The organism is Enterobacter sp. HSTU-ASh6 (genome assembly GCF_026319105.1).
GTDB classification, from domain to species: Bacteria; Pseudomonadota; Gammaproteobacteria; order Enterobacterales; family Enterobacteriaceae; genus Enterobacter; species Enterobacter sichuanensis.
Genome location: NZ_WSPD01000001.1, coordinates 63,295 through 86,206, shown reverse-complemented (window position 1 = coordinate 86,206; position 22,912 = coordinate 63,295). Strand labels below are relative to the sequence as shown.

Annotated in this window: 22 protein-coding genes; 12 read left to right on the top strand and 10 right to left on the bottom strand. The window is 53.7% G+C overall.

The features are described 5' to 3' along the window. Positions 1-28: 28 nt before the first annotated feature. From GM298_RS00460 to pspA, 8 genes are all read right to left on the bottom strand, one after another. Entirely contained in the window at positions 29-871 is an 843-nt protein-coding gene (locus GM298_RS00460; RefSeq protein ID WP_045285087.1) for a carbohydrate ABC transporter permease, read from the bottom strand. Then, on the bottom strand, positions 858-1,739 hold the full coding sequence (locus GM298_RS00455) for a carbohydrate ABC transporter permease (RefSeq protein ID WP_047958807.1): 882 nt from the start codon (positions 1,737-1,739) through the stop codon (positions 858-860). The genes GM298_RS00460 and GM298_RS00455 overlap by 14 nt, the downstream gene beginning before the upstream one ends. A 22-nt stretch (positions 1,740-1,761) precedes the next feature. Further along, positions 1,762-3,054 (bottom strand): ABC transporter substrate-binding protein, encoded by a 1,293-nt coding sequence (locus GM298_RS00450; protein WP_225287692.1) that lies wholly within the window; start codon positions 3,052-3,054, stop codon positions 1,762-1,764. Positions 3,055-3,069: 15 nt separating this feature from the next. Further along, complete coding sequence (locus GM298_RS00445) at positions 3,070-4,767, bottom strand: sugar phosphorylase (RefSeq protein ID WP_323138395.1); 1,698 nt, start codon at positions 4,765-4,767, stop codon at positions 3,070-3,072. Between the two features lie 195 nt (positions 4,768-4,962). Continuing rightward, a complete protein-coding gene (pspD, locus tag GM298_RS00440; protein WP_047958810.1) occupies positions 4,963-5,187 on the bottom strand; it encodes a phage shock protein PspD in 225 nt (74 codons plus the stop codon). Positions 5,188-5,199: 12 nt separating this feature from the next. Continuing rightward, entirely contained in the window at positions 5,200-5,559 is a 360-nt protein-coding gene (gene pspC, locus GM298_RS00435) for an envelope stress response membrane protein PspC (RefSeq protein WP_025756612.1), read from the bottom strand. Next, on the bottom strand, positions 5,559-5,783 hold the full coding sequence (pspB, locus tag GM298_RS00430; RefSeq protein ID WP_025756611.1) for an envelope stress response membrane protein PspB: 225 nt from the start codon (positions 5,781-5,783) through the stop codon (positions 5,559-5,561). The genes pspC and pspB overlap by 1 nt, the downstream gene beginning before the upstream one ends. Before the next feature lie 49 nt (positions 5,784-5,832). Then, entirely contained in the window at positions 5,833-6,501 is a 669-nt protein-coding gene (gene pspA, locus GM298_RS00425; protein WP_025756610.1) for a phage shock protein PspA, read from the bottom strand. Between the two features lie 165 nt (positions 6,502-6,666). On the opposite strand from pspA, the gene pspF reads away from it, so the two are divergent. The 7 genes from pspF to GM298_RS00390 all read left to right on the top strand — a co-directional run bounded on the left by pspF (position 6,667) and on the right by GM298_RS00390 (position 14,102). Continuing rightward, on the top strand, positions 6,667-7,644 hold the full coding sequence (pspF, locus tag GM298_RS00420; RefSeq protein ID WP_266153255.1) for a phage shock protein operon transcriptional activator: 978 nt from the start codon (positions 6,667-6,669) through the stop codon (positions 7,642-7,644). An 88-nt stretch (positions 7,645-7,732) separates the two neighbouring features. Further along, on the top strand, positions 7,733-9,373 hold the full coding sequence (gene sapA / locus GM298_RS00415; RefSeq protein WP_266153254.1) for an ABC transporter substrate-binding protein SapA: 1,641 nt from the start codon (positions 7,733-7,735) through the stop codon (positions 9,371-9,373). Beyond that, a complete protein-coding gene (gene sapB / locus GM298_RS00410; protein ID WP_045285954.1) occupies positions 9,370-10,335 on the top strand; it encodes a putrescine export ABC transporter permease SapB in 966 nt (321 codons plus the stop codon). Before sapA ends, sapB begins: the two co-directional genes overlap by 4 nt. After that, positions 10,322-11,212 carry a putrescine export ABC transporter permease SapC gene (sapC, locus tag GM298_RS00405; RefSeq protein ID WP_025756606.1) on the top strand — a complete coding sequence of 297 codons (891 nt, stop codon included), beginning with the start codon at positions 10,322-10,324 and terminating at the stop codon, positions 11,210-11,212. Before sapB ends, sapC begins: the two co-directional genes overlap by 14 nt. Then, positions 11,212-12,204 carry a putrescine export ABC transporter ATP-binding protein SapD gene (sapD, locus tag GM298_RS00400; protein WP_025756605.1) on the top strand — a complete coding sequence of 331 codons (993 nt, stop codon included), beginning with the start codon at positions 11,212-11,214 and terminating at the stop codon, positions 12,202-12,204. Before sapC ends, sapD begins: the two co-directional genes overlap by 1 nt. Before the next feature lies 1 nt (position 12,205). After that, on the top strand, positions 12,206-13,012 hold the full coding sequence (sapF, locus tag GM298_RS00395; protein WP_266153252.1) for a putrescine export ABC transporter ATP-binding protein SapF: 807 nt from the start codon (positions 12,206-12,208) through the stop codon (positions 13,010-13,012). 148 nt (positions 13,013-13,160) lie between these two features. Further along, positions 13,161-14,102, top strand: coding sequence for an ATP-grasp fold amidoligase family protein (locus GM298_RS00390; RefSeq protein WP_266153251.1), 942 nt, complete (start codon positions 13,161-13,163; stop codon positions 14,100-14,102). Here the strand turns inward: GM298_RS00390 and GM298_RS00385 are convergent. Together GM298_RS00385 and GM298_RS00380 are read right to left on the bottom strand one after the other, a co-directional pair. Beyond that, positions 14,083-15,147, bottom strand: coding sequence for an ATP-binding protein (locus GM298_RS00385; protein ID WP_266153250.1), 1,065 nt, complete (start codon positions 15,145-15,147; stop codon positions 14,083-14,085). The genes GM298_RS00390 and GM298_RS00385 overlap by 20 nt on opposite strands. Continuing rightward, entirely contained in the window at positions 15,144-15,848 is a 705-nt protein-coding gene (locus tag GM298_RS00380; RefSeq protein ID WP_025756601.1) for a response regulator, read from the bottom strand. The genes GM298_RS00385 and GM298_RS00380 overlap by 4 nt, the downstream gene beginning before the upstream one ends. Before the next feature lie 271 nt (positions 15,849-16,119). Between GM298_RS00380 and GM298_RS00375 the strand changes: the two genes are divergently transcribed. From GM298_RS00375 to GM298_RS00355, 5 genes are all read left to right on the top strand, one after another. Then, positions 16,120-16,506, top strand: a complete 387-nt coding sequence (locus GM298_RS00375) for a hypothetical protein (RefSeq protein ID WP_045285958.1) — start codon at positions 16,120-16,122, stop codon at positions 16,504-16,506. A 124-nt stretch (positions 16,507-16,630) separates the two neighbouring features. Further along, positions 16,631-17,539, top strand: coding sequence for an ABC transporter six-transmembrane domain-containing protein (locus GM298_RS00370; protein ID WP_266153249.1), 909 nt, complete (start codon positions 16,631-16,633; stop codon positions 17,537-17,539). A gap of 4 nt (positions 17,540-17,543) precedes the next feature. After that, positions 17,544-20,639: a multidrug efflux RND transporter permease subunit gene (locus GM298_RS00365; protein ID WP_266153248.1), complete on the top strand. Its 3,096-nt coding sequence runs from the start codon at positions 17,544-17,546 to the stop codon at positions 20,637-20,639. Between the two features lie 270 nt (positions 20,640-20,909). Then, positions 20,910-21,698: an enoyl-ACP reductase FabI gene (gene fabI / locus GM298_RS00360; protein ID WP_025756597.1), complete on the top strand. Its 789-nt coding sequence runs from the start codon at positions 20,910-20,912 to the stop codon at positions 21,696-21,698. Between the two features lie 152 nt (positions 21,699-21,850). Next, positions 21,851-22,837 carry a CMD domain-containing protein gene (locus GM298_RS00355; protein ID WP_266153247.1) on the top strand — a complete coding sequence of 329 codons (987 nt, stop codon included), beginning with the start codon at positions 21,851-21,853 and terminating at the stop codon, positions 22,835-22,837. Positions 22,838-22,912: the final 75 nt, after the last annotated feature.

Here is a 22,912-nt window from a genome sequence, read left to right as displayed (position 1 = left end):
TTGCTCCTGGGAAAAAATACTGGCCGCCTCAGCCCTTAACGCCGCCGGCGGTCAAACCACTTTTAATAAAACGTTCTGATAATGCGTACATGATGACCACCGGAAGTGCCGTCACCAGCGATGCCGCCATCATGCGACCCCAGATATAATCTGGCGTGCTAAAGAGGGTGTTCAGCCCGACCGGCAGAGTGAAATTGCTGGCACTCGAGAGGAAAATGGAGGCAAACAGATAGTCGTTCCACGCCACCATGAAGCAGTAGACAAAGACCGACACGAGACCGGAAATCGCCAGCGGCACGGTGATGCGAAAGATGATCTGCAGGCGATTCAGACCGTCCATCATCGCGGCCTCTTCTATTTCGTCCGGAATGGTGTCGAAATAGCTGCGCAGCATGAAGACGGCAGTGGGCAACGTCTGGGTCACCATGGTGACGATCAGCGCCAGTTCTGTGTCATAAATGCCGAGCGCGGTGATGATTTTGAACAACGGTACGACCAGCAAAATCCCGGAGAACATGTAGACGGTGTAGAAGCTCGCATTGATCGTCGCGCGTCCTTTAAAACGCAGTTTGGACAAGGCGTAAGCCCCGAGCGTACCGAGAAATACGGCAATCACCGATGAGATCAATGACACCACCATGCTGTTTCTGAAGTAGTCCACAAACGGGAAAATCAGCGGGTTGAAAATGTCGACGTAATGCTGCAACGTCCACTCCTGCGGCAATATGGTAGGGTGCAGGGATATCGCCTCTTTTGCGCTTTTGAACGACGTCATCAACATCACGAAAAACGGGAACAGTGTGATGACAAGAAACAGCAGCAGTCCCAGATAAAAACCAATACGGCCCAGTACGCGTTTATTTGTTGCCATTGAGGTTTACCCTTTTTCTGGTCAGCAGGATCACCGCGAAGATGATCACGAACAGCACGACGGAGATCGCGGCTGCTTTACCCAAATCATTGAAAGCGAAAGCCGTTTTGTAGAGATAGACGCCCAAAATATCGACCTTGGTCGTCAGCAGGTAGACATCCGCAAACATGTAGAACATCCAGATAGTGCGGAGCGTCACTACCGTCGCCAGCACCGGCATAATCGCGGGCAGCGTGACGATACGAAAACGCTGCCAGGCATTGGCACCGTCCATTTCCGCGGCTTCATACAACGATTTATCAATGGTCTGCAAAATCGCGAGAAACGAAATGAACGCGTACGGGAAGTAACGCCAGATGGCGAACAACACCACCAGCACAAAGCTGCTGCCTGGATTGTCGAACCACAGCGGCGCCTGGTCATACAGATGCAGCAGATCAACGCCCAGATAGTTCACAATCCCGTAGCCGTTGTTGAACATGTATTTCCAGGCAAACACCAGTGATATGGACGGGGTGACATAGGACAAAATCACCAGCGAACGGGCTGTTTTGCGCAGGCGAAACTCGCGGTTAAAGAAAAGGGCAACGGCCAGCCCCAGCACCGTACTCCCCATCACAACCAGTGCGGTGTACCAGAACGTCATCCACAGCGAATGCCAGAAAGCGGCATCACTGAGAATGCGAATGTAATTGTCCAGCCCGACAAACACGGCACTGATGCGCGGGTTAAGCGGCAAACGTAAAAAGCTGATTTCAATGTTGGAAATCATCGGCCAGGCCACCAGGCCCCCCAGCAAAATCAGGCTGGGGGCCAACAGCAGCATGGCGAAAGGCATATCTGAACGACCAGAAAACAACGTCTTCATAATTTCCTTCCGCAAAGCGCTCCTATCGTTGTGACATCAGGTCAGTCAGTTGCTTCTGGCTGCTGCTCAACGTCGCGCGGAGATCGTGTTGCCCCACCGTGACGTTATGCACCATGGAACTGATAATCCCGGACCCCGTCACATCCCCCATGCGAGTGAAGTTTTTGTCCCCCACGGCGCCAAACACCTGGACATTCGGGAACTGCGCGATCAGTTCGTAAGGCAGTTGCCCAAAGGCTTTGATCACATCATTGTTTTTCCAGGTATCGGTGCCGACGACCAGTTTGTTCACCGGCAATGCCGCGCCGGGCGACATCATTACCCAGTCCGTTGCCTGTTGAGCCTGTTCCATCCAGGTGACAAACTTCTCTGCGGCTTTCGTTTCGTCTTCAGTCTGACCGGCGGTGATCGTCAGGGAGGTGACCATGCCGTAGACGGCAGACGACTTTTCTGTTGGCACAACAAAGCCGAGGTTGGCCGGGTTTCCGTCTTTAAAGACCGCCGGCAGGATGTAGGTGGAGTAAACGGCCATGGGAGCAGAACCGTTCATGAAGGCATCTTTGATCTCCATGACATCGTTTGAGCCAGGCATGGTGTTCGCGGCCAGCGCTTTATAAAACGCCAGAGCGCCCGCCATTTCAGGGGTATCGATATTGATATTCCCTTTTGCATCAAAAACGTTCGCGCCACCGGAAAGTGCAAACTGCGAGAATGCCTGCTCGGTCATCACGCTTTCTGCGGTTGGCAGCGCAATGCCGTAATGTTTCCTGGCCGGGTCGTTCAGGCGCTGGCTGGCGTTAAGCAACTGTTTCCAGTTATGCGGCTCGTCAATACCCGCCGCGGCAAGCACATCTTTGTGGTACCAGACACCGGACAACCAGGCGCTGATCGGCACCCCCGTCCATGCAGAACCGTCTTCCGTACGAACAACGCGCAAGATGCCGTCATAGAAGGTGTTTTCACCGACCGCCTTGATGGCTTCGCCGATCGCCTTGCGATCCAGCAGTTGTTCCTTGTCCATCACCTTCGCGTAGTCGTGGCTGACTTCAATCACTTCGGGCAGCGCGCCGGTTCTGGCCAGCGTAATCACTTTGGTGTTATAGGCATCTTCTTCTACCGGCACCTGTTTTACGGTAATGCCGGGGTTCTCTTTCTCGAATTTTTCGATCAGTTTCGTAATAACCGCCTGACGCTCCTGCTCAACCGACGAGTGCATAAACTCGATGGTGACAGCAGAGGGTTTGTCATCCTTGCACCCTGATAACAAGGCGCACGAAACCAGTGCTGAGATCAGCACAATTCGGGGCATTTTCATGTTTAAGGTCCTTTTTTAGTTTTCTTTAATCCACAACACCTGCCATGGAGTAAGGGTTAGCGTTGTATCGGTAATAGCATTTCCGGCGATCAAATCCCTGCCAACTGAAATATCGGATTGCACCGTTTGTGTACGTTCGCTGAAATTAAATATTGCGGTTATCTTTTCACCCGACGCCGCAACGCGAGTGATTTTTAAAATAGCGCTCCCGGATGTACTAAAATACGCCTCACTGTCAGGATGAAATGCTTTTTCCATCCGTCGCAGCGCAATTAACCGGCTTAACGCGGAATAGACCTGATATCGCAAACTGTTTTTATTTTCCAACGCGCCATCAATTTGGCCTGCAACATATTTCTCTCGATTAATCGCACGGTTGTATCCCAGGCGCTTGACCCCTTCATAATCATTACGCGAACCCAGAATACTTTGAATATAAACCGCAGGCACACCCGGAAAACTTAACAGCACGGCGTGCGCCAGAATAAAGCGGGCCACGCGTTGATTATCATTACAATCACGCGTACTTAATGCATCCAGATAGGTTACGTTAATTTCATAAGGACTTCGGGTACCATCCGGGTTATTTTTCCAGTTAACCAGCGCCCCTTCGTGCTGAAGTTTTTCAACCAGGGAGAGGATCTCTGATTCGGGTAAAATTCCCCGTAACGGATTAAGGCCAATCCCGTCATGCGAGGCCAGGAAGTTGAACCAGGTGGTGTTCGTGGAGGGCAGCGTTAGCGACGCAGCCCACTCACTGAGAACACGAACATCCTGACTATGAACCGCATGCAGTACCAGCGGAGGCAGCGAGAACTGGTAAACCATCTGCGCTTCATTTTCACCGTTGCCAAAGTAAGAGATGTTGTCTTGATGCGGAACGTTGGTCTCCGTGATGATCACCGTGCCAGGTGCAACGACGTCGGTAATGGCGCGGAAGAGCTGAATGAGGAGATGCGTTTGTTCAAGGTGGATGCAACATGTTCCGGGCGTTTTCCACATAAACCCAACGGCATCCAGCCGGATGTAACGCGCCCCTTCAATCAGGTAATGCAGCAGCACGTCAACCATCGCAATCAGCACCTGTGGCGAGGCGAAATTGAGATCGACCTGGTCGTCACTGAAGTTGGTCCACAGGTGGCGTACGCTGCCATCATGAAGCGTGAAAGGTGTAAGAAGCGGTAATGCGCGCGGACGCGTTACGGCGGAGAGGTCAGTTTGAGGATCGACAGCAATAAAGAAATCGTCGTACCCTGGGGTTTGTTTAAGATAATTAGCAAACCATTTGCTTTTGGCTGACATGTGGTTACAGACAAAATCAAACATCAAACTGGTTGACTGTTTTAATTCGGCAACGTCTCGCCATGCTCCTGTTTCAGGTGCAACTTCATGATAATCAATGACAGAAAAACCGTCGTCCGAAGACCATGGATAAAAAGGTAAAAGATGGACGTGAGAAAAAGAAGCAGAAAGCCATTTATTATAAAAACGTGTAAAAACAGGAAGTGCCTTCTCCCCTTCTGCCGAAAACTGATCGGCATAGGTAATCAGGACAACATCATTTTCATCCCAACTCGTTTTACGCGTTTCCGTAATAACAGAAGCGGCCTTTCCGATATTTTCCAGTAGCGCATTGAGCTGGGCATCAGAAAACATTTCCCCGTAAATACGATTAATAAGTTCTTTAATTTTTGCGTTCACTTTATTTTCCATGGTAGCGGTCCCACGGATGGCAATCTACTCCCATGGAAAATATCTGTCAACGGACCGGGAGGCTGAAAAAGGGCACTGCAAAGCAGCTCAACGCAGTATTGTGAGCTGCCGCAAAGAAAGGATGGGGAAAAGCGAAAATAGCGTTAACTGTCGCCAGCCCTGCTCACGAAAGAGAAAGGCCAACGCGAGGGGACATTACCGGGTGAAATAACGGCGTGAAAGCCGTTTTGCAACGTTTTGCAACAGCGGTTCGAGTGCCACGGCCAGCACCATTCTGACCGGCTTGCGGGCAACCGATTTAATCGCCCACCCCGCTACCCCAGCCGGCCCGTAACGTAACGCGGTCATCAGGACCAGCTTACCTGCGATTTTCAGGCCGGGTTTTACCTTCTGACCGGCCTGTTGCCAGTGTTGTTTCATCTCTTTTCTCTCTTAAAGCTGACGGAAACGACTTCTCAGCGTAAACGTATCGGATGTGACATAACGTTCCATTTCCCGTAACCGCTTCTCACCGGCGGCGAGTTGCTCATCCACAGCATTGAGGAGATCGCTGCTGGTGGGAGCACCTTCCGCAGCCAGTTCCCCTTCCGGCATCGGGTCAAGAACAAACGACAGAATGATGTACGCCACCAGGGTAATAAATGCCAGACCGAAGAAGATCGACAGCACGGTGACCACGCGGACCAGTTTTACCGGGACATCAAGATAATGGGCCAGCCCGGCACAGACGCCTCGCACCATGCCCTGCTGCGGAATACGCCACAACTTTTTGTTCAGATTCAGTCCAGACATTAACGATCCCTCCAGTTTGGGTGTTCGGCATCGAGAATGGCTTCCAGCGCCTGAATGCGTTCGCGCATTCTGTTTGCCTCTTCAGAGAGCTGTGCCAGACGCTGTTGTTCACTCTGGGAAAGTTCGCCCCGTGAAGAACGGTTGCTGTAGTGCAGCCAGAGCCATATCGGCAATACGAACAGCACGAAAATAGTCAGGGGAATAGCCAGAAAAAGCGCGCTCATGTGTACTCCTTGTCTTACGAGGCGGCACGCTCAGGTGCCGCAGGCATTATTATTGGTTATCTTGCTTCATTTTGGCTTTCAGTGCCGCCAGTTGCTCGCTGATTTCATCATCGGCTTTCAGATCGGCGAACTGTTGATCCAGCGACTTCTGCTTGCCGATGCTGTGGCTTTCGGCTTCCGCTTCCATCTGGTCGATACGACGTTCAAACGATTCAAAACGCGCCATCGCCTCATCCAGTTTGCCGCTGTCCAGTTGACGACGCACGTCGCGGGAAGAGCTCGCCGCCTGGTGACGCAAAGTCAGCGCCTGCTGACGCGCCCGCGTTTCGCTCAGTTTGTTTTCAAGCTCACCGATCTCTTTCTTCATTCGGCTGAGCGTGTCATCCACCAGCGTCACTTCATGCTCAAGAGTCGCCACCAGCTCTGCAAGCTTCTGTTTTTCAATCAACGCCGCACGGGCCAGATCTTCTTTGTCCTTACGCAGCGCGAGCTCCGCTTTCTCCTGCCATTCGTTCAGCTGAGCGGTAGCCTGCTCAATACGACGCGTAAGCTGTTTTTTCTCCGCCAGCGCACGGGCGGAGGTAGAACGCACTTCTACCAGCGTGTCTTCCATCTCCTGAATCATCAGGCGTACCAGTTTCTGCGGATCTTCCGCTTTCTCAAGCAGCGAGTTGATGTTGGCGTTCACGATGTCGGCAAAACGAGAAAAAATACCCATAATCGAATCCTCATAGTTCTGTAATCGGGCGATGCCCTGCTGTACAGATAATTCAAAACCCGTGCCAACTTTTATCTTATTGATTTTTATGAGTCTGATTGCTTTTCAGGCAGCGCGCAACTATGCTTACCTGGTGAATATCGCTAAGGAGTGGTTAATTTCATCATGCCTGGATACAAAGACAATTTACTCGGTGAAGCCAACAATTTTCTGGAAGTGCTGGAACAGGTCTCCCGCCTTGCGCCGCTCAATAAACCGGTGCTCATCATCGGTGAACGCGGAACCGGAAAGGAGCTGATAGCCAACCGTCTGCATTATTTGTCCGGGCGCTGGGATGGCCCCTTCATTTCCCTTAACTGCGCGGCGCTCAATGAAAATTTGCTCGACAGCGAGCTCTTCGGCCATGAAGCGGGCGCGTTTACCGGCGCCCAGAAGCGCCATCCCGGACGCTTTGAACGCGCCGACGGCGGCACACTGTTTCTCGACGAACTGGCCACCGCGCCGATGCTGGTGCAGGAAAAACTGCTGCGCGTGATTGAGTACGGCGAGCTGGAGCGTGTCGGCGGCAGCCAGCCGCTGCAGGTCAATGTGCGCCTGGTCTGTGCCACCAACGCCAACCTGCCGGAAAGGGTCGCGGAGGAAAAATTCCGTGCCGATCTGCTTGACCGGCTGGCTTTTGACGTCGTTCAGCTTCCCCCGCTGCGCGAGCGGCAAAGCGACATCATGCTGCTGGCAGAACAGTTTGCTATCCAGATGTGCCGTGAACTGGGTCTGCCACTGTTCCCCGGCTTTAGCGACTATGCCCGGGAGACGCTGCTTGCTTATCACTGGCCGGGAAATATCCGCGAGCTGAAAAACGTCGTCGAGCGTTCCGTCTATCGCCACGCCAGCAGCGAGACGGAGCTGGACAACATTATTATCGATCCTTTTCAGCGCAGCGCCCCCCCGGTACCCACTCCGTCGTTGTCGGCCGATGCGCCCACCCTTCCCCTGGATTTACGTCAGTTCCAGCACGACCAGGAGCAACAGCTGCTGGAACAAAGCCTGAAGGCAGCAAAATATAACCAGAAACGGGCAGCTGAACTGCTGGGCCTGACCTACCATCAGTTAAGGGCATTGCTCAAAAAGCATCAAATGCGCTGACAATATCAGCACTTACCCGCAGACATTTTTACGAAGCAGGCGTAAGTGCGATACACTTTGCAGATCGAACCTAAAAACCTTAAAAATTATGCGTCTGGTTTTATCGTCCTTTTTTGCACTCGGTCTGTTCAGCAGCCTGGCCTTTGCTGCGCCCGGGCAAACGCCGCAGCCTGACATTCGAGACAGCGGCTTCGTCTATTGCGTCAGCGGCCAGGTGGACACCTTCAACCCGCAAAAAGCGGGCAGCGGCCTGATTGTGGATACCCTCGCCGCCCAGCTTTACGATCGGCTGCTTGATGTCGATCCTTACACCTACCGTCTGGTCCCCGAGCTGGCGGAGAGCTGGGAAGTACTGGATAACGGCGCAACCTACCGTTTTCATCTTCGTGATGATGTGGCGTTTCAGCGCACGCCGTGGTTTACCCCCACGCGCAAGCTGAACGCGGACGATGTGGTCTTCACGTTCCAGCGTATCTTTAACCGCAATCACCCATGGCATAACGTCAACGGCAGCAACTTCCCCTATTTCGACAGCCTGCAGTTTGCCGACACCGTTAAGAGCGTGCGCAAGCTGGATAACCGGACGGTTGAATTTACGCTGACCCGCCCGGATGCCTCTTTCCTCTGGCACCTGGCGACTCACTATGCGTCCGTTATGTCGGCCGAATACGCGGCGAAGCTGACGAAAAAAGATCGTCAGGAGCTGCTCGATCGCCAGCCGGTCGGCACCGGTCCGTTCCAGCTGGCCGAATACCGCGCCGGGCAATACATTCGTCTGCAGCGCCACGAACATTTCTGGCGCGGCACGCCGCTGATGCCGCAGGTGGTGGTCGATCTGGGTTCAGGCGGAACGGGACGTCTGTCAAAACTGCTCACCGGGGAGTGCGACGTGCTCGCCTGGCCTGCTGCCAGCCAGCTCACCATTCTGCGCGACGACCCGCGCCTGCGTCTGACGTTACGTCCCGGCATGAATATCGCTTATCTGGCCTTTAACACCGATAAGCCGCCGCTGAATAACCCTGCCGTTCGTCATGCGCTGGCGCTGGCGATCAACAACCAGCGCCTGATGCACTCGATCTACTACGGCACAGCGGAAACCGCCGCCTCAATTTTACCGCGCGCCTCGTGGGCCTACGACGGTGAGGCTAAAATTACGGAATACAATCCGGCAAAAGCGCGCGAACAGCTGAAGGCGCTGGGCGCGGAAAACCTCACGCTGCAACTTTGGGTGCCCACCAGTTCCCAGGCGTGGAACCCGAGCCCGCTCAAGACCGCCGAGCTGCTGCAGGCGGATATGGCGCAGGTCGGCGTGAAGGTGATCATCGTACCGGTAGAGGGCCGTTTCCAGGAGGCGCGCCTGATGGATATGAATCATGATTTAACCCTGACCGGCTGGGCCACCGACAGTAACGATCCGGACAGTTTCTTCCGTCCGTTGCTAAGCTGTGCGGCGATAAACTCGCAGACCAACTACGCCCACTGGTGTCACCGGGAGTTTGACGCCGTGCTGCAAAAAGCGCTTGCTTCCCAACAGCTGGCTTCCCGCATCGACGCCTATGATGAAGCGCAGAAGATCCTCGCGCAGGAGCTGCCGGTGTTGCCGCTGGCCTCCTCCCTGCGTCTGCAGGCCTATCGTTATGATATTAAAGGCCTGGTGCTGAGTCCTTTCGGCAACGCCTCGTTCGCCGGTGTGTCGCGTGAAAAAGAACAAGAGGTGAAAAAACCATGATTATTTTTACCTTACGTCGGCTCCTGTTGCTGCTGGTGACGCTCTTTTTCCTGAACTTTGTCGGCTTCAGCCTGAGCTATTTCACGCCGCATGCCCCGCTCCAGGGCTCTTCCCTGTGGGATGCCTGGCTCTTCTGGTTTAACGGTCTGCTGCACTGGGATTTTGGCGTGTCCAGCATTAACGGACAGCTGATTTCCGAGCAGTTAAAAGAGGTCTTCCCGGCCACGATGGAGCTGTGCATTCTGGCCTTCGGCTTTGCCCTGATGGTTGGCATTCCCGTGGGGATGTTGGCCGGCATTTATCGCAACAAATGGCAGGATAAGTTTATCAGTGCGCTGGCCCTGCTCGGCTTCTCTATCCCGGTCTTTTGGCTGGCGCTGCTGCTGACGCTTTTCTTCTCGCTGACCATGGGCTGGTTGCCGGTCTCAGGCCGTTTTGACCTGCTTTACACGGTAAAAACGGTGACGGGCTTTGCGATCGTTGACGCATGGCTCTCCGATTCCGTGTGGCGCGATGAGATGATCGTTAGCGCCCTACGCCATATGGTATTGCCGGTGCTGACCCTGGCGGTGGCACCGACGACCGAAGTGATCCGCCTGATGCGTCTCAGTACCATCGAGGTGTTTGACCAGAACTATGTCAAAGCCGCCGCGACGCGCGGGTTGTCGCGCCTGACCATCCTGCGTCGCAACGTCCTGCATAACGCCCTGCCGCCGGTAATCCCACGTCTGGGATTACAGTTTTCCACCATGCTCACGCTGGCCATGATCACCGAGATGGTCTTTAGCTGGCCCGGGCTGGGACGGTGGCTGATCAACGCCATCCGCCAGCAGGACTACGCGGCGATTTCGGCAGGGGTGATGGTGATTGGTTCGCTGGTGATCATTGTGAACGTGTTGTCCGATATTCTGGGTGCCATGGCCAACCCATTGAAGCATAAGGAATGGTATGCCTTACGATAGCGTATACAGTGAAAAGCGCACACCCGGTGTGCTGCGTACCGTGTGGCGTAAATTCTACGGCGACACCACGGCCATGATCGGCCTTTATGGCTGCGCCGGTCTGGTAGTGCTTTGCATTTTTGGTTCGTGGTTTGCGCCTTATGGTATCGATCAGCAGTTCCTTGGCTATCAGCTGCTGCCGCCTTCCTGGTCGCGCTACGGTGAAGTCTCCTTCTTCCTGGGAACGGACGATCTCGGACGTGACGTGCTAAGCCGCCTGCTGAGCGGTGCTGCCCCTACCGTGGGCGGGGCGTTTGTGGTGACGCTTGCGGCAACGATCTGTGGGCTGGCGCTGGGTATTTTTGCGGGCTCCACCCATGGTCTGCGTTCGGCGGTGCTTAACCACATTCTCGATACGCTGCTCTCGATCCCCTCTCTGCTGCTGGCGATCATTGTGGTTGCCTTTGCCGGTCCGCACCTGTCGCATGCCATGTTCGCCGTCTGGCTGGCTATTCTGCCCCGCATCGTGCGCTCGGTTTACAGCATGGTGCATGATGAGCTGGAGAAAGAGTATGTCGTCGCAGCCCGTCTGGACGGCGCAACGACCTTCAATATTCTGTGGTTTGCCGTTTTGCCTAACATTGCCGCCGGGCTGGTCACCGAGATCACCCGCGCCCTGTCGATGGCGATTCTGGACATCGCTGCGCTTGGCTTCCTCGACCTCGGCGCGCAGTTGCCGTCTCCTGAATGGGGCGCGATGCTCGGGGACGCGCTGGAATTAATCTACGTTGCGCCGTGGACGGTGATGCTGCCGGGTGCGGCCATTATGGTGAGCGTGCTGCTAATCAACCTGCTGGGCGACGGTATTCGCCGTGCAATTAACGCGGGGGTGCAATAATGCCGCTTCTTGATATTCGCAACCTCACCATCGAATTCAAAACCGGTGAAGGCTGGGTTAAAGCCGTCGATCGCATCAGCATCACCCTTGCTGAGGGTGAGATTCGCGGGCTGGTGGGGGAATCCGGCTCGGGGAAAAGCCTGATTGCCAAGGCCATTTGCGGCGTAGCGAAAGACAACTGGCGCGTGACCGCAGACCGTATGCGCTTTGATGATATCGACCTGCTGCGCCTCTCCCCGCGCGAGCGGCGTAAGCTGGTCGGGCATAACGTCTCGATGATTTTCCAGGAGCCGCAGTCCTGTCTCGACCCGTCCGAACGCGTGGGCAAACAGCTGATGCAGAACATTCCCGGCTGGACCTATAAAGGCCGCTGGTGGCAGCGCATTGGCTGGCGCAAGCGTCGCGCCATCGAGCTGCTGCACCGCGTCGGGATCAAAGATCACAAAGATGCGATGCGCAGCTTCCCCTATGAGCTGACCGACGGTGAATGTCAGAAAGTGATGATTGCCATCGCGCTGGCCAACCAGCCGCGCCTGTTGATTGCGGATGAACCCACAAACGCGATGGAGCCCACAACGCAAGCGCAAATTTTCCGCCTGCTGTCGCGTCTCAACCAGAATAACAACACCACCATTTTGCTGATCAGCCATGACCTGCAAATGCTCAGCAAATGGGCGGATAAAATTGATGTGATGTACTGCGGGCAAACGGTCGAAACCGCGCCGAGTGAAGACCTGATCACCGCGCCGCATCATCCGTATACGCAGGCGCTTATCCGCGCCATTCCGGATTTTGGCAGCGCCATGCCGCACAAGAGCCGCCTGAATACTCTGCCAGGGGCGATTCCGCTGCTGGAATCCCTGCCGATAGGCTGTCGTCTGGGGCCACGGTGTCCCTATGCTCAGCGTAAATGTATCGAGACGCCACGCCTGACCGGGGCCAAAAATCATCTATACGCCTGTCATTTCCCGCTGAACATGGAGAGAGAGTGAAATGGTCGAAACCTTGCTGGAAGTCCGCAACCTGAGTAAGACCTTTCGCTATCGTACGGGGCTGTTTCATCGTCAGACGGTCGAAGCGGTAAAACCCCTGAGCTTTACCCTGCGTGAAAAACAGACCCTGGCGATCATAGGAGAGAACGGTTCCGGCAAATCCACGCTGGCAAAAATGCTGGCGGGAATGGTCGAACCGACCGACGGTGAAGTGCTGATTGACGATCATCCGCTGGCGTTCGGCGATTACTCTTTCCGCAGCCAGCGCATTCGTATGATCTTCCAGGATCCGTCGACCTCGCTCAACCCACGCCAGCGCATTTCGCAGATCCTCGATTTTCCGCTGCGTCTGAACACCGACCTGGAGCCCGAGGCGCGCCGCAAGCGTATCTTCGAAACCCTGCGCATGGTTGGGCTGTTACCGGATCACGAAAGTTACTATCCCCATATGCTGGCTCCCGGCCAGAAACAGCGTCTGGGTCTGGCGCGTGCGTTGATTTTGCGCCCGAAAGTGATCATTGCTGACGAAGCGCTTGCCTCGCTGGATATGTCGATGCGTTCGCAGCTGATTAACCTGATGCTGGAGCTGCAGGAAAAACAGGGCATCTCGTATATCTACGTCACCCAGCATCTGGGGATGATGAAACACATCAGCGATCAGGTGATGGTTATGCACCAGGGGGAAGTTGTTGAGCGCGGCAGCACGGCGGATGTAATGGCCTCCCCGCTTCACGAGCTGACAAAACGACTGATAGCCGGTCATTTCGGTGAAGCACTGACAGCCGATGCGTGGCGCAAAGACCGGTAAACAAACGTTGCACCGCTTAATAAGGATTAAATAGCCTTAATACGCTGTTTAATCCTTAACTTTTTCATCTCCACAGCTGCTCCATATTTTCAGCAAAATACATCAACAGTTCTTCTCCAGAATATCCGGACATTACGGAGGAGAAGAAATGAACAACGCCACTTACATTCTCAAATATACCGAGTATCTCATCAGAAAATGTCGTTCATTTTTAATGACAGACCTGTACTTTCATACTGTGAGGCTCAAGAAAAAATCGGGGAAGCACCCTGACATTAAATCCCCCACGACGTTGAGTGAAAAAATATGTCATCGTCTGGTTTATGACCACAATAACGTCTATACCCTGCTTGCCGATAAACTCGCCGTTCGGGAATACGTAATCTCCAGAACAACGCGAGTCAAAACGGTGCCATTACTCGGCGTCTACAGTAAGGTGTCACAGATTGATTTTTCGACGCTCCCTGAAAAATTCGTCCTTAAGTGCAACCATGACAGTGGCAGCACAATAATATGTACAAACAAAGCGCAATTTAATGTCAGGGAAGCGTGTAAAAAACTTAGTCTCGCGTTAAAGAAAAATATGTACTACACCACGCGCGAATGGCAGTACAAAAACATTACGCCAAAAATACTTTGCGAACCGTTTGTCGATCTCTTCGATGATGCAGACAGGAACACAGCGCCCGAAATGCTGAGGATCCATTGCTTTCATGGCGTTGCCCACTATGTTGAAGCGGATTTTACGGATGATAACGGCAAAGGGTTTATCAACGTTTACGACAGGTACTGGAACTTACAACCCTTTCAGATGGAATATCCGAATACACCGTTGGCGCCAGGCGAACCGGCCTTGTTCCGGCAAGCGTTGCTGGCATCCCAGGAGCTGGCGGATGGCATTGACTACTGCCGCGTTGACCTCATGCTAAAAAAAGATGAAATCTATTTCAGTGAAATAACCTTAAGCCCGAGACGCGGTAAACTGACGATTACCCCGCAGGAATGGGATGCTAAGCTAGTAAAAATATGGCATTTACCGCCGGCAGGCACATTTGACCTGCCGCTGACGCTCACGAGTCGGGCCAGGTGAGTTTAAATATCGAGTGGTTTTGCGTCGATAAGGTATAGGTAACATCGCCACCATGAGCCAGCATGATGGCTTTTACCACCGACAGGCCCAAGCCACAGCCTTCCGGGTTCACATGTCTGGCGCCATTATCGCGCTGAAAGGGTTGAAACAGGAAATCATGAAACTCTCTGGGGATGCCCGGTCCCCCGTCCTGAATAAGGATATAATTGCCTTTATCAGAAACGCCATTTTTCACGATGAGCGTACGCGAGGTTGAATAGTGTAAGGCATTATCAAATAAAACGGTCAGACACTGATTGATGCGTAATGGATCGAATACGCACTGCTGCTCCCTCAGGTCTGTATTGACGGTAAACGCCTTACGGCTGAACTCGGGCATGAACGTATCGAGTGCGTTCTGTATTGTCCCTTTTAGATCGGTTCTGGACTGGCATAACGTGTATCCCGCCCCGCCATTCGAACTGACAACCCGGAGATCTTCAATCAGGCGGGTTAACCCTTCCGTCTGTTTGAGAAGATTATTAAACAGCACCGGGTCCGGGGTAAAAACGCCGTCAACCAACCCCTGAAGCCGCCCGCGTAAGATCGTGACCGGGGTTCTCAGCTCATGCGCGATAGCGGCATTCCAGGATTTCCTCTGAATATCCAGCGTCTGTAATTTTTCCGCCATTTCATTGAAATCCGTCACCAGGTGATTGATCTCACCCAGCCGGGAACTGGCGCAAAATGCCCTGGCGTCCAGATCGCCCTGAGAAATCTTTTTCAGGCTGGACGCTACCGCGTTTAGCGGGGTGAGTATCCGCGATGAAAGTTTGACCGTGAAAAAGAGGGCAATAATCATACTGATCGTAGTCGCGGTCCCAATCCATACCCAGTCCCACATCGTCATCTGCTCGTCATCGCCCGCAGCAGGGCCGCCCGGGAGGTGATCCAGAATAAAGGAGTAAAAAAACCAGGAGCCAAGTATGGCGATGGCAATGATAGTAAACGTCAGCAACAGCATATACGTTAAGATCTGACGACTCAGGAAAGACTCTTTGTTCATTTCTTTTCCCCAAGCCGGTAACCCATGCCTCTGATGCTCTCGGGAACACCGTAAAGGCCAGCCAGCTCCAGTTTTTTACGCAACTTGCTCATGTGGCTATCGACCGTTCTGTCGAGTGTATCCCCTTCCGGCAGACACGCGTTGAGTAGCTCTTCGCGTGAGCAGACCTTTCGCGGATATCTCACCAGGTATGTGAGCAATTTAAATTCGGTCGTCGTTAATACCGGGGAGACAACTTCTGCCCCCACGGTGACTTCCACGTAGAAGTCATCCGGGTAGACCGTAATAAATGGCGTTCTGAGCGGCTGGGAACCTGCCTGCTGAAGCGCGGGTTTTGTCCTGCGCAGCACCGCCTCAACCCGTGCGACAACTTCAGAAGGGTTGAAGGGTTTGATCACGTAATCATCCGCACCCAGCCTCAGCCCCATGAGCTTATCGACATCCTGATCGAGAGCGGAAACCATAATGACGGGGACAGCGCTTTCCTGACGAAGCGTGGTAAGTACGCTCCAGCCGTCACATACGGGCAGGTGAATGTCCAGCAATATGAGATCCGGTTTATGGAGGCGATTGAGCGCTATGGCCTGTTCGCCCTGCCTGGCTCGGAGCGTTTTCATTCCCGAACGCTCTAAGTAACTCATCAGTATATCGGCAATTTCGTCTTCATCTTCAACAACAAGGATCAGCGTATTTTTGTGCATTTTATCTCCGCGGGTAAAATCCCTTTGAGCTCGCTATCAGATATCTTTAGCACAATAAGACACAGCCTCCGGGAAAAAGTGCCGTAGTCGCGAAAATTTCCCGGCTGATTTACCTGCGCGGTTATTTCTCCATACAGCATACACATTCCGTCAATAAAGACTCGACAATACCCGTTCAAAATCGCTATTGGGGCATAACCCTTTTGGCAGTGAGCGTTGCAAATTAATCCTGTTACTTAAAGACTTTATGAAGTTGGCTGAAATAATGAACATGGAACTTTCTAAATATTTCTCCCCTAAAAAACTGGGAATATATTCCCTGTTCCTGCTGCTGTCCTGGGGATTACTTTATACCTGGCTGATGCTGGTACACAAAATGGATGAAAAAGTCGCCTCAACGCTGCTCTCATCACCGATCATTTATGGCTGCATCGCATTGTCAGTTGTCTCTCTGATAATCCAGAATAAAGCCGGCGCGTTGACCGAGCTGCTCGTCGTTGCCTTCTGGCTGATGGTGATTTTTGTCTATCTCATTATTACGTTCACCGTACTGTTAAACGCGATGCCCGATATCGAGGATTTGATCTTTTACTACGAGTGTTATTTGATCATTTTTTTTGGTGGAGCCCCGCTGTACCTTATTATGAGAATGATTTGAGCCGCTGCTCCACACAGCCTCCATCAACCGCCCATTTCCGCTAAACAGGCGCGCGGTAGACTCTCCATCACGCTATTTTGCGCAAAAATAACTCACCTAAAACATCTGATAAAACTTATCCATAATGATGAACCGTAATAATCTTCGTTCTTCTGAACCTGCCGGAGTGATGCACTCGCTAAAAAAACTCGCGATACGGCACCGGAAAAAACTGGTTGTCACTTTTTTCCTGGTGGTGGCCGAAAACGTGACGTTTTTACTTTATCCCGTTCTGGCTGGCATCGCGATAAATGCCATCCTCGCCGGTGAGACGCTTAACGCCGCGCTGTATGGCCTGATGGTGCTTTGCATGTGGTTCATCGGTGCGGCCAGACGAAGCGTAGACACGCGCACGTTTGCACGCATTTATGCCGGACTCGCGGTTTCCGTCGTCCTGGCACAGCGCAAATATCAGCTTAACCATTCGGCGATCGCCGCCAGGGTAACGCTCTCGCGCGAATATGTGGTTTTCTTTGAAATGCACCTTCCTCTGCTTATTACGTCACTGAGCTCACTTTTTGGTGCCGCAATCATGTTGTTGTTTATTGAATTTTGGGCCGGCGTCATGTGCTTTTCGTTTGTATTTATTCTGCTCGGATTTGTCTCAGGATATGCCCGTAAAAATGAATGGCTGTTCATGCGCCTGAATAATCGGCTGGAAAAAGAAGTGGATTATGTCCATAAGGCGGGCACGGCCACGCTTCACCGACATTACTCCACGCTGGCGCGTTTACGTATCGCATTATCTGACCGCGAGGCGTGGGGTTATTTATGGGTTGGCGTGCTCGTTGCCGCGCTTTTTACGCTGACCATCGTCTGGATGACGCGCTCAACCGGCATCACTGCCGGACATATTTACTCCGTGATGACCTACATGTGGATGTTCGCGACGAGCCTCGATGACGCACCGCAGCTTCTTGAGAAATTTTCGCAGCTCAGGGATATCGGCAAGCGCGTATCCACTGATGATGAAATTCACGTAACCGGACGTTAATTTAATGCCGCATTTTTTTATTGAACGCCCCGTTTTCGCATGGGTAGTAGCGCTTTTTATCGTTCTGGCAGGACTCCTGTCTGTCCCCCGTTTGCCGGTTGCGCAGTATCCGGCGGTGGCGCCGCCTGGAATCATTATTTCCGTCAGTTACCCGGGGGCCAGCCCCGATATCATGAACACGTCGGTGGTATCGTTAATCGAGCGCGAAATCTCTGGCGTAGATAATTTGCTCTACTTTGAATCATCCAGTGACACAACCGGTTCGGCATCGATTACCGTCACGTTTAAACCGGGCACGGACATCAAGCTGGCGCAGATGGATCTGCAGAATCAGATTAAGATTGTCGAGCCTCGTCTGCCTCAGGCGGTAAGGCAAAATGGGATTAACGTCGAGGCCGCTAACTCTGGCTTTTTAATGATGGTGGGGCTGAAGTCCGCGAGGGGTCAATTTGAGGAAGCCGATTTAAGCGACTATTTTGCCAGAAACGTCAGTGACGAGCTTCGTCGCGTGCCCGGCGTAGGGAAAGTTCAGCTGTTTGGCGGCGAAAAAGCGCTGCGCATATGGTTGGATCCCATAAAGCTCCACGGCTACGGGCTTTCGGTGAGCGATGTTCTTACCGCCGTTGGCCAGCAAAATGCCCTTGTGTCGCCCGGCAAAACGGGAGATGAGCCAGCCTCTGCAGGACAAGGGGTGACGTATCCCATCACCGTGAAGGGACAACTCTCCTCGGTTGAGGCGTTCAGGAATATCACCCTGAAATCTGATGCATCCGGCGCCCGCCTGAAACTGTCCGACATTGCGCGGATTGAATCTGGCCTGCAAAGCTACGCTTTTGGCATCCGTGAAAATGGCGTGCCCGCAACGGCGGCGGCAATCCAGCTCTCGCCAGGCGCCAACGCAATGAGTACGGCTTCCGGCGTACGGGCGCGCATCGACGAACTTTCCCGGGTGTTACCCGAAGGAATGGCGTTTACGATCCCCTTCGATACCGCGCCGTTTGTGAAACTTTCTATCGTGAAGGTTGTTCAGACATTTGTGGAAGCGATGGTCCTGGTCTTCCTGGTTATGCTGCTGTTTCTGCACAAGATACGCTGTACGCTTATCCCGGCGATTGTTGCTCCCGTCGCACTTCTTGGCACCTTCACCGTGATGCTGTTGAGCGGCTACTCCATCAATATTCTGACGATGTTCGGCATGGTGCTGGCGATAGGGATTATCGTTGATGATGCCATCGTGGTCGTAGAAAACGTTGAACGTCTGATGGAGGAAAAAAGCCTGTCCCCGCGTGACGCCACGCGGCAAGCCATGCAGGAAATCACCCCAGCAATTATTGGCATCACGCTGGTGCTGACCGCCGTCTTTATCCCCATGGGGTTTGCGGAAGGATCCGTCGGGATTATCTACCGACAATTTTGTATTTCCATGGCGGTCTCCATACTGCTGTCCGCGTTTCTTGCCCTGACGCTGACGCCTGCCCTGTGCGCAACGTTACTCAAGCCGCATAAGGCAGGAAAGAGCGGAGGCGGAAGGTTCGCGGTCGGATTTAACGCGCGCTTTCGTTCGCTCACCGCCTGTTACGAAGCCGGGCTGGGTGCCATTCTGAAGCGAACCGGGCGTATGCTGCTTCTGTACGCTGCGCTTTGTGCTGCACTATTTCTGGGATTGTCTTCGTTACCGTCGTCCTTTCTGCCGGATGAAGATCAGGGCTACTTTATGTCCTCAATCCAGCTGCCTTCTGATGCCACGATGCAGCGCACCCTCAACGTGGTGAAAAAATTTGAAGAGGAAATTGCGGCCCGGCCGGATATTGAAAGCAACATTATGATCCTGGGCTTTGGATTTTCAGGTTCAGGACCAAACTCGGCTATGGCCTTCACCACGCTGAAGGACTGGAAAGATCGGCAGGGTGCGACGGCACAGGAGGAAGCCGACCGGATACAGGCCAGCATGGCGAACGTCTCTGATGCCGTCACGATGAGCCTGCTCCCGCCGGCCATTTCGGATATGGGCACCTCGTCGGGCTTCACCTGGTACGTGCAGGACAGAGCGGGACTGGGCTACGAGGCGTTAAAGCGCGCTGCCGACGCGCTGGTCCTGCTGGCCAACCAGCGCCCTGAACTGAGTGATGTGTATATAGACGGGCTTCCGGAAGGAACAAGCCTTGCGCTCCAGGTGGACAGAGAAAAGGCGGAAGCGATGGGTGTCTCATTTGATGAAATCAACCAGACGCTCTCCGTCACCCTGGGCTCAAATTACGTCAATGACTATACGAACAACGGCCGCGTTCAGCAGGTGATTATTCAGGCCGATGCGCCCTACCGAATGCAGCCTGAGCAGTTACTGACATTATCAGTGAAAAACCGGATGGGGCAGATGGTGCCGGTATCAACGTTTGCCACGCTTTCCTGGCACGTTGCGCCCCAGCAGTTGACGCGTTATCAGGGATATTCGGCTATTCGCATTACCGGAAATGCGGCGCCGGGAGAGTCCAGCGGCACCGCAATGAAGGTTATGGAGAGTTTGTCCAGAGATTTACCTCAGGGCATGGCTGGCGAGTGGGCAGGGAGCTCATTGCAGGAGAGAAAATCGGAATCTCAGCTTCCGGGCCTTATCGTCCTGTCGATACTGGTCGTGTTTATGGTGCTGGCCGCCCTGTATGAGAGCTGGTCTATTCCATTTGCGGTCATGCTGGTCGTTCCGCTGGGCCTTATCGGCGCGGTCATAGCGGTGTCGGTTGCCGGCATGACGAATGACGTTTTCTTCAAGGTCGGCCTGATTACGCTTATCGGCCTGTCGGCCAAGAACGCCATTCTGATCGTTGAATTTGCGAGGCAGCTCCATCGCCAGGGGCAGCCCCTGCTGGCGGCAACCATTCATGCCGCTGGCCAGCGCCTGCGCCCTATTCTGATGACGTCGTTAGCCTTCACCTTAGGGGTTGTTCCGTTGATGCTGGCCCGTGGGGCGAGCGACAGTACGCAGCATGCCATCGGTACCGGCGTATTTGGCGGCATGATTAGCGGTACGCTTCTCGCCATTTTCTTCGTACCGGTTTTCTTTATCGTCATCGCGCGCTTCATCGACAACCTCAGGAAAGCGTGAATACCCTTGCAGGATCGCGCTTCCTCGCTGGTTGGATGAGGCGAAGCTGTTGCCGGGTGATATACTGGACGAATGCTGAAATTTTGAGCCCCCGCGAGTCCGCGGCGCATTCTTCGGGGCAGGCGTCTTCGGAGAACAGCGAGAAATATCGTGACACAAGGGGCTGTGAGTGGGCTATAATTTCGAGCTAATTTCGAATGATTTTGAAATACTGCCTGTAACGCTATGAATTACAAGGCAAAATTAGCAATGAATATAAGGATTAAAGCTATGGGTTTTCTTTCCGGTAAGCGCATTCTGGTAACTGGCGTTGCCAGCAAACTGTCCATCGCATACGGCATCGCACAGGCAATGCATCGCGAAGGCGCTGAGCTGGCGTTCACCTACCAGAACGACAAGCTGAAAGGCCGTGTTGAAGAGTTTGCCGCGCAGCTGGGTTCCAGCATTGTGCTGGAATGTGACGTTGCACAAGACGAGAGCATCGATGGCATGTTTGCGGAACTGGCAAAATCATGGCCGAAATTCGACGGTTTCGTTCACTCCATCGGCTTCGCACCAGGCGACCAGCTGGACGGTGACTACGTGAATGCGGTAACCCGTGATGGCTTCAAAATCGCGCACGACATCAGCTCCTACAGCTTCGTGGCGATGGCAAAATCCTGCCGCGCGATGCTGAACCCGGGCGCAGCCCTGCTGACCCTGTCCTACCTGGGCGCAGAACGCGCTATCCCTAACTACAACGTGATGGGTCTGGCTAAAGCGTCTCTGGAAGCCAACGTACGCTACATGGCGAACGCAATGGGCCCTGAAGGCGTGCGCGTTAACGCCATCTCTGCAGGTCCAATCCGCACCCTGGCAGCGTCCGGCATCAAAGATTTCCGTAAAATGCTGGCACACTGCGAAGCGGTTACCCCAATCCGTCGTACTGTTACCATTGAAGATGTGGGTAACTCTGCAGCATTCCTGTGCTCTGACCTTTCCGCGGGTATCTCCGGCGAAGTGGTTCACGTTGACGGCGGCTTCAACATCGCTGCAATGAACGAGCTGGAAATTAAATAAGCTGTGACTCTCTTCCCGCCCGGGAAGAGAGTTTTCTCCCGCCCCCTCCCTTCGTTATTCCGTTCTGCTATTTGTTATCACCTAACAATATTTTTCCCTTTATCAGCCTTACGCCAGGATATTGATCGCCATTTTGAGATCAAGGAACGCACATGGAACAACGCCGTTTTTCCGGCAAAGGCCACTGGTACCACGAAACCCAGTCAAACCACGCGCAGACGGATGTTCTGCCCCTGGTGCCCGAAGCCGCTAACGTCGACGATCGTTTTTTGCTCGATTTAGCCTTGCCTGATGAGATTGTCGCCGCCTGTTCTGGCTGGCTTACCCCTGCCAGAGCCTTATGTCATCTGCTGTTTCCGCTCTCGATTCCCGTGAACCGCCTGCACACGCTCAGCGCCTACGACAGGCTCAGCACCGCGCTGACGGTCGCGCAGGCCTGTGGCGTCCAGCGGCTTTGTAACCACTACGCCGCCCTCCTCGCCCCGCTTCCCGGCCCGGACTCCTCTCGCGAAAGCAACCGACGCCTGGCGCAAATCACGCAGTATGCCCGCCAGCTCGCCAGCTCCCCTGATGTCATTGATGATAAAGCGCAAAACCAGCTGGATGAGGTGGGCCTGTCCATATATGACATTGTGGTGATTAACCAGATTATCGGCTTTATCGGTTTTCAGGCGCGCGTAGTCGCGGTGTTTCAGGCGCTGTTGGGACACCCTGTTCGCTGGTTGCCGGGTCATCATATTCAGCCGCACACCCTGCCCGCGATCCACAGCGCGTGGGTGCCGCTGTTACCGGTCGTCGAACTGCGCTATGCGAGTGCGCATCAGCTTGAGTCGTTGTCCCGCTGGCAGGCAGAGCCCGCGCTTGAAGCGCTGACGCCGGTCCTTTGCCATGAGCCGTCGTTGCTCGACCTGACGGGAGAAATCCTGATACACAGCCGGGAAACGATTGCCCTGACCTCTCCTGCGCTCTCCTCTGCGGTTGAGTTGCTGACACGTTCACCGGACCGCTTCAGTGCCGCACAGTTTACCCCGCTCACGGATCAAGGACTTTCAGCCGAACACGCCATCGCGCTGCTGACTCAAAGTGCGTTTGAGGGCTGGCTTACGCGTCTGAAAGTCGCGTTGGGTAAAGAGGAATAACCATACTAATTACCCAAAGACCGCTTGCTGAGACAGTGAGAATCGCGTAAAACTGTCAGCCGCTCAATGGCTACG